Origin of the sequence: Acidiphilium sp. 34-64-41, from assembly GCF_002282635.1 — a bacterium.
In the GTDB taxonomy this organism is placed as follows: domain Bacteria; phylum Pseudomonadota; class Alphaproteobacteria; order Acetobacterales; family Acetobacteraceae; genus Acidiphilium; species Acidiphilium rubrum.
The window spans coordinates 1-14,333 of the sequence record NZ_NCJX01000003.1; the positions used below are offsets into that span (position 1 = coordinate 1).

Below are 14,333 nucleotides of genomic sequence, written 5' to 3' on the forward strand. Positions count from 1 at the left end.
CCCGATCTGCGACATCAGCGCGAAGTTTTTCCAGGTCGGAAACGTGCCGCCCGCAACATACCCTTCGAGCTTGAATTCGCGGCCATAGGCGGTGAGTTGTGGAAACCCGATGTGACAGGCGGAACATTCCTCACCCGTCTGTGCGGCGAACGCGGGGATCGCCTGCGCAGTGGTGGGGGCTAAAGCGAGCAGCCCCAGCCCAAATACGGCGGCTGTGGTTCGATTTTGTATCGATCTGATAATCATTGGAATAGCCCCTCTTTGCACCGCACAATGCGCCGCGGCGGCCTAACCGTCATTGATCCAGATCAACCGCCACAAAAGGAGCGAGGGCGATCCCAGCGCCCCAGGCCTACATTCAGCGATTGAGAGTGTTTTTTCTTCTCATTTCCAAAAAAACAGTCCTTCCTACCCCTGACGTCTCGCTCTCAAGTCAGGAACCGCAAAATCAGCTTGATCATCCGCCGCACACCCCGCGAGTAGGGCGGAAACAGCATCGGTGCCGCACTAAACCGGTCGTTCAACACGGCGCGCTCATGCGAAAAGGCGCGGAAACCATAGTGGCCATGGGCACTGCCGATCCCCGAATTGTTGATGCCGCCGAACGGCAGGTTGGCGTGCAGATACTGCGCCATCACCGCGTTCACGCAGGTCCCGCCGGCTGCGGTTTGCGCAATGATTCGCTCGGCGGCGGCCGCATCGCGGGAAAACACATACAGCGCCAGCGGTTTCGGCTGCGCGTTGATCGCGCGGATCGGCTCGCCGATATCGTCGAACGGCACGATCGGCAGCACCGGGCCAAAAATCTCCTCGTGCATGATCAAGGCATCCGCCGGCACGCCGGACAGCAAGGTCGGCGCAATGAACTTGTCCGCCGCGTCGTACACGCCACCGGCATGCACGGTTGCGCCCCGGGCGCGCGCGTCCTCGATCAGCCGCCTGATCCGCTCGAAATGCTGTGGCGTGACGATCCGGCAGTAATCCGGGCTGCGGCCGCCCTCGCCATACATCGCGGTCAGATGCCGCAGCACCGCCGCGATGAACGGCGTCACGCTGTCCCGATGCACATAGGCATGATCGGGTGCGATGCAGGTCTGCCCGTTATTGGCGAACTTGCCCCAAACGATGCTGCGCGCCGCTTTGTCCAGATCGGCGGTCCGGTCCACGATCACCGGGCTCTTGCCGCCCAGTTCCAGCGTGACCGAGGCGAGGTGCCGCGCAGCGGCCGCCATCACGATCCTGCCGACGGCCGGACTGCCCGTGAAAAAAACATGATCGAACGGCAGGTCGAGCAGCGCAGTCGCCATTGCGGCGTCACCCTCGAACAGCGCGACCTCATCAGTCTCAAAACACGCCGCGACGATGGCGCCGATCAGCGCAGCCGTGCGCGGCGCGAATTCCGAGGGTTTGATGATGGCGGTGCAGCCTGCCGCGATCGCTGAAACCAGCGGGCCGAGCGCGAGGTTGAACGGATAGTTCCACGGCGCGATGATCAGCGCGACCCCGCGCGGTTGTGCGCGCACGCTTGCCCTTGTTCCCCACATCACCCGCGTCGGGCGCACCCGGCGCGGTGCCATCCAGCCCGCCAAATGACGGCAGGCATGCCGGATTTCCTGGATCACCGGCATCAGTTCCGACAGATCGACCTCAGCCTCCGGCTTGCGCAGATCTTCGTGCAATGCCTCATACAAGGCCGCACGCTGGCGAAAAATCTCCGCCTCGAGCCGTCGCAGCGTCGCAATCCGCACCGCCGCCGACGAAGTCCGCAGCGCCAGCGCCCGCAGGCGCTGCCGCTCGAACACCGGGCCGATCGATTCCAGCCCCAAAGCGCCGGCGATCACCACGCCACGGTCTGTCCCCGATAATCGAGATAGCGCAGCCCCGGCTTGCCGACATGCGCGGTCAGCACATCGACCACGCGGGGAATACTCTCCTCGATCGCGAGCGACGCGCCCGGCCCGCCCATGTCCGTCCGCACCCAGCCGGGCGCGATAATCGCCATGCTCCGCGCATCCCCTGCATGACGGGCGGCGAAGCTGCGCATCAGCGTGTTCAGCGCCGCCTTGCTCGCCCGATACACTTCCCAGCCGCCGGCGGTGTTATCCGCGACGCTGCCCAACCCCGACGACATCACCGCGATGGTCCCACTCTGCGGCACCAGGCTTTCGAACGCCTCGACCGCGCGCATCGGGCTGAGCGCATTGGTCACCAGCGTGCGGGTGAAACTCTCGGTGCTCACCGTCGCGATGGTTTCAGCCGCGCCGTTCGAAATCCCGGCGTTCACGAACAGCAGGTCGATCACCCTCCCCGCCAGCGTCGCGCGCAGCGCTTCCATCTGCGCCGGTTCGTTGATATCAGCCGGCTCGATCTCGAGTCGCCCCCCGGCAGTGGCGGCGAGCGCATGCAGCCCGGTACCCGCGGCACGGCGCACCGTGCCGATCACGTGCCAGCCGCGCGCCAGATAGGTCTCGGCCAGCGCAAGGCCAAGGCCGCGCGATGCTCCAATGATCAGCGCCGTCCCGGTCGGTGTCGAAGCAGCCATCAAATGATCCTCCTACCGTGCGGCAAACCGTTCAAGATCGAGAATACAGCGGATCAACCGGCTGTCCGGTTCGCGCAACTGCGCAATGATCGTGAAATGATCCGCATGGGCCACCGGCAGCAGCACGCCCGGCGCCTGGCTGGCGGCACGGTGGGCGTGAAAATCCCGGCTGCTATGGATCAGCGCCGGCAATTCCGCCGCGCCGTAGGCAATCGCAAACTCCTTGTCCACCACGGGCAGCCGCAGCGGCGAGGCTTGCGTCAAATCATCATCGCTCAGGCGCAGATACTGGTTGAGATTGGTATCACGCAGCGGCCCCAGCTCATAAACCCCGGAAATCCCCATCCCTGCCGCGATCAGCGGATGATCGAGCGCCATCGCCGCCAGATGCCCCCCCGCCGACCAGCCCGACACGATCACCCGCCCCGCAATACCATGCGCCGCGCCATGCGCCTGCAACCAGTCGAGTGAAGCGCGGATCTGCGCCACAATCGCACTCACCGAAACCGCCGGTGCCAGATCATACCCCGGAACAGCGACCGACCAGCCATGCGCCGCAATGCCCGCGGCGAGGCACGCAAAATCCTGCCGCCGGTTCTTCCACCAATAGCCGCCATGAATGAACACGAGGCACGGCGCCGCCGGATCGGCCGCCGGATACAAATCCCACGCCGTCCGCTCGCCCGGCTGATACGCCAGATCGAGCGCGCCGCCATGCGCCGCCCGATACGCCGCCGAAGCCGCGATCCGCTCCTGGTTCAGCGCCGCACTGTTCGCCACGGCATTGGTATTGTCATAAGCGGCCGACCGCGCCGCGGCGCCAAGGGTCGACCAGATCGTATCGGGGTTCTGCATGTTCGTTATCCTCGTTGGCCGATCGCTACGTCACCGGCAGCGTGCCGAGTCTGCCTCGCCCCACCGGCAATGACAAGCCGATCGCGGGCGATGGAAAGCACGTCTTTTCTAAAACAGACGCAAGAACTCGGTTCGATGTGAGTATGGAATAATTTCACATGTATGGTTTCGATGTAACGCATTATAGATGCGGCACCGGAAAACTGCGCACCAGACTGCCGCAGATCAATTGCCAGCCGTTGATCACCACGAAAAAGATCAGCTTGAACGGCAGGGACACGGCGGTAGGCGGCAGCATCATCATCCCCAGGCTCATCAGAATGGCCGATACGACCAGATCGATCACCATGAACGGCAGAAAGATCATGAAGCCCATCTCGAAGGCGCGCCGCAGTTCGCCGACCACGAAGCTGGGAATCAGGATTCGCCATGACACATCGGCCTTGTGCGCCGGGATCTGGGCATGGGCGATGGCGGAGAACATGCGAATATCAGGCGCGCGTGCGTTCTGCGCCAGGAACGCATGAAACGGCACCGCCGCCTGCCGAATGCCGGTCAAGGTATCGACGCTACCCTGCGTCATCGGCAGCAATCCGGCCTGCCACGCCTCGGCAAACACCGGCTGCATCACGAAATAGGTCAAAAACAGCGCGAGCCCGATCAGCACCGTGTTCGGCGGCGTCGTCTGCAAACCCAGGGCCATGCGCAGGATCGACAGCACGATGATAATGCGGGTGAACGCCGTCAGCATCACCAGCAGGCTCGGCGCGAGCGCCATCAGCCCGATGAACAGCACCAGCTGGATCAGCTTCGCCGTCTCCGGCGCGCCGCCATGCCCGAGATCGACCGACACCGACTGCGCATGGGCCACCGCCACCGCGCCGAACGATGCCAGAAGAACGGCGCAGCCCGCTCGCAACACGCGCCGCATCACATCGGCTCCGGCGTGGGCGCATCGGCCAGTCGCACCAGTTGGTCCGAGCGCCCGCCGGTCAGCACGGCAAAGCGGTATCCATCCAGCTGAACGATCGACAATTTTCGAAGTCGATCGATCTGCACGACGGTCCGGCCGTTCGAGCCCGGGCGCGGCGATATGCGCCCGGCCAGGTGCCGCGACACGCCAGATCGCTTGGCGACGTACCACAGCCCGATCATGATCCCCACGATCGCGATCAGCGTGATTGTCGCATTCAACAGGTCGGGTTGCATCATGGCCGCATCGCTCTCCTCAGCCTGTCCGCAGTAACTTGTGTCGAATGTTCGAAGTTCCGCACAACGCGATCAGGTGATTATCAGACTAGCGGCAACTTATTAATTTTCTGTTTCCAGATTTCGCCAGGACAACCGAATTAAAAAAGCTGTTCCCGTTGCAAGTTAGTCATTCGTTTACTTTTGTCCGCTAAATAGCGTCGAGAGATCATGAGGACACCATGGCAACCAATCTGATGGCAATCGCCGCGCAACGCATATCCTACCTGGCGGACTCCCAGAACGTGCTGGCGCGCAACATCGCCAACATCGACATGCCCGGCTTTACGCCGCAATCGATGACACCGTTTCAAGACTATCTCGACCGCACCACACAGATTACCCCAACCGTGACCCACGCCGACGATCTGCCTGGGCAGTCCGATCCCGCATCGGGCACCACGCCGGCTGCCATGAGTGAGCGCGCGCCCGATGGCAATGCAGTCTCACTGACCCAGGAACTCGCCGCCGTCGCAAAGACGCAAATCGACCAACAGTACAGCGTCAATATATACAAATCGTATATTGGCATGTTCACCACAGCACTCGGCCCGAACATTTAATCGGACAAAATAGTCCCAGAAGGAGTCTTCAATGGAATTCGGCACATCACTCGCAATTTCCGCGTCGGGCATATCCGCGCAAAGCGCCCGTCTGCGCGTCATCGCGGAAAATCTCGCAAATGCCAACAGCACCGGCCAGACACCGGGAAGTAACCCGTACCGGCGCCAGACCATCACATTCCAGGACGCCTACAATCAGAAACTCAACGCCGATCTCGTCACCGTCGCCAATATCGGCACCGATAGTTCCTCGTTCCCGACCAAATACGATCCCTCCAACCCGGCCGCGAATGCGCAGGGTTATGTGAAATTGCCAAACGTCAACAGTTTCGTGGAATTGATGGATATGCAGCAGGCCGAACGCTCGTACGATGCCAATCTATCCGTCATGAATGCCACTCGCGGCATGTTGACGCGCACCCTGGGGCTGATCTGATGTCCGGCACCGTCAGTTCAATCGCCAAGGCCGTACACGGCCTCGCCGCCTATCAAACGACCGATGCGGCAACGAGTCCAAGCGGCGCCTCCGGCACCGATTTCGCGAGTTACATCTCTGGCGTGCTGACTAATACCGTCAAGCAAGGCGCGAGTGCGGAAACACTCGCCCAGAACGGCCTGATGGGAAACGGCAACCTCACACAGGTGGTCACGTCGGTCGCACAGGCGCAACTGGCCCTGCAGACCACGGTCGCCATCCGCGATCGCCTGATCACCGCCTACCAATCGATCATGAGTATGCCGATTTGACCGCCCCGAACCACCGACCAGCTCCAACCCCTTTGCCGCACGCGACAAACCAGGAATGAGGGACCAATGCCCGACCCGTCGATTGCCATCGTGCTGCACGAGGCGCTCTACATCACGGCCCGGCTGGCCGCGCCCCCGCTGCTTGCCTCTCTCGCAACCGGTCTGATCATCTCGGTTCTGCAGTCAGTCACGCAGATCAACGAACCCAGCCTGATCTTTCTGCCCAAGGTCGTCGCCGTCGCCGGTGCCGTGATGATGTTGGGGGGATACGCAGTGACCCTCCTGACCGAGTTTTCCCACAACATATTCTCGGCAATGGTCCATGTCGGCTGACGCAGGCCAGGCGCTGCTGACCAACACGGTCTTCGACTTTCTGATCGTCTTCGTCAGAGTCAGCAGCATGGTCATGGTCCTGCCGGGGTTGGGGGCAAGCACCATGCCCGCGATGGCAAAAATCGGCATCTCTCTGGCGCTGACCACCATCATCGCCCCCCTTGTTGCCGCGGCTCTGCCGCTGATGCCGCAGACGCCGGCACTGCTCGTCGCCATGATCGTCGGGCAACTCGTGGTCGGGATTACGATCGGCTGGTTGGTCAACACGATCTTGTACGCTTTGCCGATCGCCGGACAGGCAATTTCGTATCAGATCGGCCTATCCAGCGTGCTGCTGCCGAGCAACGACATAGGTGCCGAGAGCACGCTCGTTTCGAGCATCTTCAGCATGCTCCTGCCGGTCCTGTTTTTCAGCTCGACCCTGATGATCGTGCCGATCATCGCGCTCGTCCACTCGTTCCACCGCATTCCCGCCGATTTCATCGGGCAGTCGCATGGTGCCGGCTTGATGGTTCTGCTGATCAAACTCGTCATCAAATCGGTCGCCTTCGAATTCCTTCTGGCAACCCAGATTGCAGCGCCGTTCCTGGCAATCGGCATGATCTGGCAGGCGGGTTTGGCCTTGATGGCCAAGGCATCGCCGCAAATGCAGATATTTTTCGTTGCGGCACCGCTGCAAATCCTGGTCGGGCTCGGCATGCTGGCGGCACTCCTCGGCCCGATTCTGGCGACGTGGCAGGCCGATGCCGGCCGTATGCTGTTGCACTATGTCGCCCTGTGAAAATCGCAAGTTTACCATGACGCAAGTGCATCATCGTGGCTGAATCCGACGGTCGCACCGAAGCCGCCACACCGGCGCGCATGAGCAAGGCGATCTCGCAGGGCGACATCGTCGTCTCGCGCGAAGTCACCGCATTCGCAACGCTGGGCGGCGGCGTGGTCGCGCTCGCCATCCTGCTGCCAACCCTGCTCGCGCAACTCGAACGCGCCTTCGCCACGCTGCTATCAAGAGCCGGCCCGACCGACACCACCGCCGGCATGCTGCTTTTGATTAAACCCGTGGTGCAACGTGGATTCGAAATCGTCTTACTCACCGGTGCACTGACGGTCGCAGGCGCGATCGCGGCGACCTTGTTTCAAACCGGCTTCAAACTCCGCACCAATGCCATCGGGTTCACCTTGGGCCGGCTCAATCCGCTGACCGGATTTTCCAACCTGTTTTCACTCCGTCATACAATCGCGTCGGCGCAATCGATCGTCAAAATTATCCTCGTCGGCATCATCATGTATGTCGTTATCGGCAAGAAAATCGGCCCATTACGCGCGCAGATGGTCCTGCCGGTGACCGATCTGCCGACAGCGATCGGCGGTGCGCTTCTCGCGGTCGCGATTGCCGGCGTCATAGTCCAGGGCGTCATCGGTGCTGTCGATCTCACGTGGTCAAAGCGCCAATTCGCCACCCGCAACCAGATGTCCCAGCAAGAAGTCAAGGACGAGCAACGCGAATCCGACGGCGACCCCATCATCAAGTCAAAGCTCAAGGCGCTGCGGGCGCAGCAGGCGAAGCGGAACCTTCGCGCCGCCATGGCGCGCGCAACCGTCGTCGTCACCAACCCCACGCATTATGCCGTCGCGCTCGAATATCAGGCCGGACAGACGCAAGCGCCGCGCGTGGTCGCCAAAGGGGCGGATCATCTGGCAAAGACCATCCGCGAAATGGCGGCCGAGCTCAACCTACCAATCGTCGCCAACCCGCCGCTGGCCCGCGCACTTTATACGCTGGACGAGGATAGCGAAATCACGCCCGAACATTACCGCGCGGTCGCCGAAGTCATCGCCTATGTCTGGAAGCTGGCCGAGCGCAACGCGGCCCGGTTTCAGGTGTGACTGTCGTGACCGTTGATTTCCAGCAGCGCCAGCAAAGCCGCCGCGCGGTCGGCCTCGGTCTTTGCTTCGAGCAGCGCCTGCTTCTCGATCGGGCTGAACGGACAGGCCATGCACAGCGTCACGATCAGCGCCGGCTCGGATATCTCCTCGATCGCATCCCAGTTCGCATCCACCCCGGTCGCCACGAAATACCGATGCAAAGCCCCCATCAACTGATCGCGCGTCACCGCCTGCGCGGCAGCGGCCGGTGCCGGCGCCGTGCCGAGGTCGTGGCGAAATTTCGTCACATCGCCCTGCACCCGCCGATAGCCGCGGCGCATCTCCGCCTCCTCCACCACGCTGTAGCGCACCAGCCCGTTCAGCGTGATAAGATAGCGCCCGTCATCGGTCTCGCTGAACGCGGAAATCCGCCCGAGGCACCCGTGCCGATACAGGCCAGGCCCGGTCTCGCCCGGCGGCGCGTCGTAATCAGGCTGAATCATCCCCAGAATACGCCCCGCCCCCAGCGCGTCATCCACCATCGCAAGGTAGCGCGGCTCGAATATGTTCAGCGGCAACCGCCCGCCGGGCAGCAACAATGCGCCGGTCAGCGGAAAGATCGGGAATATTTCTGGAATACCCTCGATCCTGCTCACGCCCGCACTCATGCCCAGCGTCCGGCTCAACTGAACAACAACGTCGAAAGTTTTCGCCGCGCCGCCATCGTCTCCGGCGCATCGATCCCCCAGGCATCGAAAAACTTCAACAATTGCAACCGGGCCGCATCCTCGTTCCAGCCGCGCTGGCGCCGCATGATCTCGAGCAACGCCGTCGCGGCACCCTCCCGGTCGTCGGATGCATTGAGCGCCGTGGCATACGCATACCGCGCTTCATGATCATTCGGGTCCGCCGCCAGCTTCGCCTCCAGCTCGGTCCGCGCCCCCGCCGCCGCGCGGCCCTCACGCGCCACCGCCAGCGCCGTCCGCGCCGCGGCGATATCCGCGTGCTCGGCAAGCTTCGCCGGCACATCCGCCAGAATCGCCTCCGCCTGATCGTCGTCCCCCAGCGCGATCAAGCTACGCACCAGCCCCACCCAGGGCTCCGGCCGCTCGGGATCATCGTTCAACGCCGCAGCAAACAACTCGGCAGCCCGTTCATGTTCGCCCGCTTCCGCCGCCTTGCGCGCCTCGGCAATCACATCCGCCGCCGGCGCCGCCGAACCGGCCAGTTTCAGCACCGCATCAATGAACCGCCGCGCCTCGCTCTCCGGCAGCGCGCCCTGGAACAAATCCGCAATCTGCCCCTGCCAGAACGCCGCCACCGTCGGTACCGACTGCAGCGGCAGCCCCAAACTCGCCAGCTGCTGCACCAGCGCCCGGTTCTGATCGATATCGATCTTCACCAGCCCGATCCGCCCACCCATCGAGCGCACGATTTTCTCGAGCGTCGGCGTCAGCGTCCTGCACGGCCCGCACCAGGTCGCCCAGAAATCGACCAGGATCGGCCGCTCGCGCGACGCCTCGATCACGTCGCTCATGAAACTCGCCTGCGTGCCGTCGATAATCATCGCAGCCTCGCGCGGGTCCGGTTTCAGTTCAGGTACTTGGTCCATGATCGTCGATCCATCCATAGTGATCGATAGATGATAGCCAGACCGCGTCCTGCAAGCCAGACCGATCCCGCACCGCGCAAATGCCACACCCCGCGCGCGCCTCATCGCCAACATCGCCCGGCCGATTTCCAGCCGCACGCAACATCATGTCGCAAATCCGTCCCCATCTTGCGGGAGGCGTCGCAGCCGGTCATCGAAACGTAACACGATGTCGCGGTGGTTTATCGCTTTACCACCCCCCCCGAATTGCGCGAAACAACCCTCCCCCGGCGCCCGAACGGCCGGGCAGGCAGTCAATTCGGCTTCACACAGGAGAGTTCAATGCCAGGCCGCCCACCGGCCCCGTTCCCCGCCTGCGCCCTGACTGCCCTGTTCATGGCGGTCGCGTCCCCCTGTGCCCGGGCCGATGCACCGCAGCCCACCCCGCACGTGCCGGTCGCAACCCCGCAGGCCACCATGTTCCGCCCGACCATCGCGGTCTCCGGCCAGATCGCCGCCGTCCAATCCGCCACTCTCGCCGCCCAGCGCGCCGGCGTCGCCGCCCAGGTGCTGTTCCATTCCGGTGAAACCGTCGCAAAAGGCGCCGTGCTGCTCCGCATGGACGATACCGAACAGCGCGCCCAGGTCGCCCTCGACCGCGCCAAGCTCGATGCCGCGGGCCGCACCGTCGCGCGCGATCTCCGCCTGCGCGCCATCTCCGGCATCGCCATCGCCCAATTGGAATCCGATCAGGCCGCCCGCGCCGAAGCCGCCGCCCAACTCGCGCTCGACACCGCACGGCAAAACCGCCGCACCATCCGCGCCCCCTTCGCCGGCGTGCTCGGCATCCGCCGCCTCTCGGCCGGCGACTACATCGGCGCCGGCGCCATCATCACCACCATTACCCAGACCAGCCCGCTCCGCATCCTGTTCGCGGTGCCGGAAACCGAACTCACCGGTATCGCCTTCGGCGACGCCTTCACCTTCACCCTCCCCAGCGCCGATGCCACCCCGCACCAGGGCCGCATTCTCGCCCTCAGCCCCTCGCTCAACCTCACCACCCGCGCCCGCATGGTCGAAGGCCGCATCGCCAACAACGCCGGCACCCTGCTGCCCGGCGCGTTCGGCCAGGTCGAAATCGCGACCGGCAGCGCCACCGCCGCGCTCGATGTCCCCGCCACCGCCATCAACTACGGCCCGCTCGGCAGCTTCGTCTACGCGGTCGATCACCACGGCAGCGCCGATGTCGTCCACGCCGTCTACGTCCGCGTGCTGGCCACCAAGGGTGCCACCACCACCATCGCCACCCCGGTTCCGGCCGCACCGCGCCGCATCGTCGCGATCGGTGGCTTCAAACTGGACAACGGCGAAACCATCATCCCCGCCGCGCCCGCCACCGCGCTCCAGGCCACACCCGCCGCCGCCGGCCGCAAATCATGACCCCCGAACGCGGCTGGACCAGCCCGTGGGCGCGCCTGCTCAACCATCCCATCCTGGTCGGGCTGGGCGTCGCCGCGCTGCTGCTGTTCGGCACGATTTCGCTGCTCACGCTGCCCATCCGCCCCAGCCCGCCCATCCCGGCCAACCGGATCAAGATCCATACCGACTATCCAGGCGCCTCCGCCTCGGTGGTCAACCGCTTCGTCACAATCCCGACCGAAGCAAGCGTCGCCGCGGTCAACGGCGTGTCCTACGTCACCGGCACCTCTCGTGAAGGCGGCTCGACCGTCCGCGCCTATCTTGGCGGCGGGGTCGATCCCAACACGGTCTACGCCGAAGTCCTCTCGGCGGTGAACGCCGCCCGCAACGACCTGCCGAGCGCCGCCCGCCTGCCCAGCGTCGCCCTGGTCGGCCGCCAAAGTGCCAATCAGGAACTCAACGTCGCCGCCCTGTTCGCCCCCGGCATCTCGGAAACCGCCGTCACCAGCTACCTGAAAACCGACGTGATCCCCCGGCTCGAAACCGTGCCGGACATCGGCCCCGTCACCATCTTCGCGCCCGACCCCGCCATCCGCGTCGCCATGAACCCCGCCCGCATGGCCGCCCTCGGCGTCACCCCGGCCGATATCACCAACGCCCTCGCCAGCGCCGCCAGCCTCGCCGCCGCAGGCTCGCTGCGCAACCAGGCCGGCGTCATCCCGGTCCAGGCCCGCACCGGCCTCGGCGCGATCACCGATTTCCGCCACATCCCCATCGTCACCCGCGCCGGCGTCACCATCCCGCTCGCAACCGTGGCCGATGTCGCGATCGGCCCGCCGTCCGACACGTTCGAAAACTGGTGGCAGGGCCGGCGTGCCGTCTACCTCGCCGCCGGCGTCGCCCCCGGCGGCAACATCATCGCCGTCTCGCGCGCCTTCCGCCACATGCTCACCACCATCCGCGCCACCGCCCCGCCCGGGCTGAAACTGCCGCTCATCTACGACCAATCGGTCAGCATCACCCGCTCCCTGCGCGACCTCGCCTTCACCCTGCTGATCACCATCGCCCTGGTCATCGTCATCGTCCGCCTCTCGCTCGGCACCACCCGCGCCGCCGTCGCACCCTTCCTCGCCATCGTGCTCTCCCTGCTCGGCACCGCCATCGTGATGCATCTGCTCGGCCAGAGCCTCAACCTGTTCACCATCATCGCCCTCGTCCTCGCCGTCGGCCTGGTCGTCGATGATGCCATCGTGGTGGTCGAAGACATCTTCCGCCGCATCAACGAAGGCGAATCTCCGCTCGATGCCGCCTCCGCCAGCGTCACCCGCCTCGCACCGGTCCTCGCCGCCATCTCCTCCACCCTGGTGGTCGCCTTCCTGCCGCTGGTGTTCCTGCAAGGCCTCACCGCCGCGCTGTTCCGTCCCTTCGCCACCGTGCTGATCACCGCCTTCCTGCTCTCGCTGATCATCGCCCTCACCATCGTGCCGCTCATCGCCCTCTGGGCCGGCCGCCACTCCACCCGCGAAGCCCAGACCGGCCCGCTCGATCGCCTGCGCGATCTCTACGCCCGCCTGCTGCGCCCCAGCCTGCGCCACCCCGCGCTCGTCGTCCTCATCGCCGCCGGCCTCGCCGGTTTCAGCGGCGTTCTCTACGCCCGCGCCCCGCGCAACCTCACCCCCGCGGCCGATGGCCTCTCGGTCAACATCTTCGCCGCCGGCCCCTACGGCGCCTCGCTCGCCTATCTGAAAACCCAGTACCACGCGATCCAGACCGTGCTCGACCGCCTCGAACCCGGCACGCCGGACTGGATGGTCGCCGATGAAAACGCCCACAGCCTGTTCGGCGGCTACACGTTCAACACGCCGGACGATGCGCTGCACGCCACCGCCATCCTCGGCGCCGCACTCGGCAAACTCCCCGGCGTCAAAGCCTATGTCAACGAAAACAACGGCCTGCCCGGCCTCAACGGCCTGCCGATCGACGTGCTGATCTCCGGCCAGGCCAACTACCGCACCCTGCTCGCCGTCGCCCAGAGCGTGATCGACGCCGGCTACGCCAGCGGCAAGTTCGACTTCCTGCAAGCCTCGCCCGGTGCCAGCCAACCGCAATACGGCATCTCGATCCGCCGCAACCTCGCCGATTCCCTCGGCATCCCCACCGCCGCGATCGGCGATGCCCTGGCCGATGCGCTCTCCGGCGGCACCATCGGCCACGTCAGCCTCGGCCACACCACGCTCGATGTCATCCCGACCGGCCCGCGCGACTCCACCCCCACCGGCCTCGGCACCTACACGGTCAAAACCGCGACCGGCAGCCTCGTCCCGCTGGCCGATGTCACCCGCATCGCCCTCCGCCAGGAACCCAACGCGATCGGCTCCTGGCAAGGCCTGCCCACCGTCACCATCCAGGGCCAGCCCAAACTCGGCGTCTCCCTGTCGGATGCGCTGGCAACCCTGCACCACGGCTTCACCACCCTGCACAAACCCGGCCTCTCGTTCGGCTACGCCGGCCCCTCCGCCACCTTCCGCCGCTCGCAACACGAAAACAACCTATTGTTCCTGATGGGATTTGCCGGCCTGTTCTTCCTGCTCGCCGGTCAGTTCCGCTCGCTGCGCGACCCGTTCGTGGTCATCACCACCGTCCCGCTCGCCAGCCTCGGCCCCCTCACCCTCATCGCGCTCGGCGGCGCCACCCTCAACATCGTCACCGAAATCGCCCTCCTCGCCGTCTGGGGCCTGATCGCCCGCCAAGGCATCCTGTTCGTCCAGGTCGCCCACGAACGCGCCCGCGAAGGCCATAAAATCAGCGAAGCCGCCATGGACGCTGCCCGCCTCCGCTTCCGCCCCATCCTCATGATCACCCTCGCCCTGATCGGCGGCGCCGTCCCCCTGATGCTCGCCAACGGACCCCAAGCCGTCATCCGCTACGATATCGGGGCCATCCTCGCGACCGGCATGGCCTCAGGCTTCCTCCTGTCCCTGTTCGCCGTGCCCGCTATGTATTGCCTCGTGCACGGGCGGCGATGATGAAGGCCGTGAGCAAGACGGGGCTTCGCCCCGAACCCCACCAGGGGCTCTGCCCCTGGACCCCGTTAAAGGCGGAGCCTTTAAAATCCATTAGTTTTAGGCAAGGGGAGGGCGGTCCAGTCCATACACGTGACAAGTGCGAG

General features: G+C 64.8%; 15 protein-coding genes and 1 pseudogene. 8 read left to right on the forward strand and 8 right to left on the reverse strand.

The annotated features are described in order from the left end of the window. From B7X49_RS01175 to B7X49_RS01200, 6 genes and pseudogenes are all read right to left on the reverse strand, one after another. Window positions 1-246, reverse strand: a pseudogene (locus tag B7X49_RS01175) (hypothetical protein); the annotation flags it as partial. A 182-nt stretch (window positions 247-428) separates the two neighbouring features. After that, window positions 429-1,844, reverse strand: coding sequence for an aldehyde dehydrogenase family protein (locus B7X49_RS01180; protein WP_286702939.1), 1,416 nt, complete (start codon window positions 1,842-1,844; stop codon window positions 429-431). Beyond that, the gene (locus B7X49_RS01185; RefSeq protein WP_286702940.1) at window positions 1,838-2,542 is read right to left on the reverse strand and encodes an SDR family NAD(P)-dependent oxidoreductase; all 705 of its coding nucleotides are present in this window, start codon (window positions 2,540-2,542) and stop codon (window positions 1,838-1,840) included. Before B7X49_RS01185 ends, B7X49_RS01180 begins: the two co-directional genes overlap by 7 nt. Before the next feature lie 12 nt (window positions 2,543-2,554). Further along, entirely contained in the window at window positions 2,555-3,397 is an 843-nt protein-coding gene (locus B7X49_RS01190) for an alpha/beta hydrolase (RefSeq protein ID WP_286702941.1), read from the reverse strand. A 181-nt stretch (window positions 3,398-3,578) separates the two neighbouring features. Then, window positions 3,579-4,328 (reverse strand): flagellar type III secretion system pore protein FliP, encoded by a 750-nt coding sequence (gene fliP / locus B7X49_RS01195; protein WP_286702942.1) that lies wholly within the window; start codon window positions 4,326-4,328, stop codon window positions 3,579-3,581. Beyond that, window positions 4,328-4,609, reverse strand: coding sequence for a hypothetical protein (locus B7X49_RS01200; RefSeq protein ID WP_286702943.1), 282 nt, complete (start codon window positions 4,607-4,609; stop codon window positions 4,328-4,330). Before B7X49_RS01200 ends, fliP begins: the two co-directional genes overlap by 1 nt. 218 nt (window positions 4,610-4,827) lie before the next feature. Between B7X49_RS01200 and B7X49_RS01205 the strand changes: the two genes are divergently transcribed. The 6 genes from B7X49_RS01205 to B7X49_RS01230 all read left to right on the forward strand — a co-directional run bounded on the left by B7X49_RS01205 (window position 4,828) and on the right by B7X49_RS01230 (window position 8,175). After that, window positions 4,828-5,208 (forward strand): flagellar basal body protein, encoded by a 381-nt coding sequence (locus tag B7X49_RS01205; RefSeq protein WP_286702944.1) that lies wholly within the window; start codon window positions 4,828-4,830, stop codon window positions 5,206-5,208. 31 nt (window positions 5,209-5,239) lie between these two features. Then, window positions 5,240-5,644 (forward strand): flagellar basal body rod protein FlgC, encoded by a 405-nt coding sequence (gene flgC, locus B7X49_RS01210; RefSeq protein ID WP_029311779.1) that lies wholly within the window; start codon window positions 5,240-5,242, stop codon window positions 5,642-5,644. Beyond that, window positions 5,644-5,955, forward strand: a complete 312-nt coding sequence (locus tag B7X49_RS01215) for a flagellar hook-basal body complex protein FliE (RefSeq protein WP_286702945.1) — start codon at window positions 5,644-5,646, stop codon at window positions 5,953-5,955. The genes flgC and B7X49_RS01215 overlap by 1 nt, the downstream gene beginning before the upstream one ends. 66 nt (window positions 5,956-6,021) lie before the next feature. Beyond that, window positions 6,022-6,288, forward strand: coding sequence for a flagellar biosynthetic protein FliQ (locus B7X49_RS01220; protein ID WP_286702946.1), 267 nt, complete (start codon window positions 6,022-6,024; stop codon window positions 6,286-6,288). Next, window positions 6,278-7,069, forward strand: a complete 792-nt coding sequence (locus B7X49_RS01225; RefSeq protein WP_286702947.1) for a flagellar biosynthetic protein FliR — start codon at window positions 6,278-6,280, stop codon at window positions 7,067-7,069. Before B7X49_RS01220 ends, B7X49_RS01225 begins: the two co-directional genes overlap by 11 nt. 35 nt (window positions 7,070-7,104) lie before the next feature. Further along, on the forward strand, window positions 7,105-8,175 hold the full coding sequence (locus B7X49_RS01230; RefSeq protein WP_286702948.1) for a flagellar biosynthesis protein FlhB: 1,071 nt from the start codon (window positions 7,105-7,107) through the stop codon (window positions 8,173-8,175). Here the strand turns inward: B7X49_RS01230 and B7X49_RS01235 are convergent. Together B7X49_RS01235 and B7X49_RS01240 are read right to left on the reverse strand one after the other, a co-directional pair. Continuing rightward, complete coding sequence (locus tag B7X49_RS01235; RefSeq protein ID WP_029311784.1) at window positions 8,166-8,822, reverse strand: LON peptidase substrate-binding domain-containing protein; 657 nt, start codon at window positions 8,820-8,822, stop codon at window positions 8,166-8,168. The genes B7X49_RS01230 and B7X49_RS01235 overlap by 10 nt on opposite strands. A 14-nt stretch (window positions 8,823-8,836) precedes the next feature. Then, on the reverse strand, window positions 8,837-9,766 hold the full coding sequence (locus B7X49_RS01240; RefSeq protein ID WP_286702949.1) for a tetratricopeptide repeat protein: 930 nt from the start codon (window positions 9,764-9,766) through the stop codon (window positions 8,837-8,839). Between the two features lie 321 nt (window positions 9,767-10,087). On the opposite strand from B7X49_RS01240, the gene B7X49_RS01245 reads away from it, so the two are divergent. Both B7X49_RS01245 and B7X49_RS01250 read left to right on the forward strand, forming a co-directional pair. Further along, complete coding sequence (locus tag B7X49_RS01245; RefSeq protein WP_286702950.1) at window positions 10,088-11,185, forward strand: efflux RND transporter periplasmic adaptor subunit; 1,098 nt, start codon at window positions 10,088-10,090, stop codon at window positions 11,183-11,185. Then, window positions 11,182-14,190 carry an efflux RND transporter permease subunit gene (locus B7X49_RS01250; RefSeq protein WP_286702951.1) on the forward strand — a complete coding sequence of 1,003 codons (3,009 nt, stop codon included), beginning with the start codon at window positions 11,182-11,184 and terminating at the stop codon, window positions 14,188-14,190. Before B7X49_RS01245 ends, B7X49_RS01250 begins: the two co-directional genes overlap by 4 nt. Window positions 14,191-14,333 lie beyond the last annotated feature (143 nt).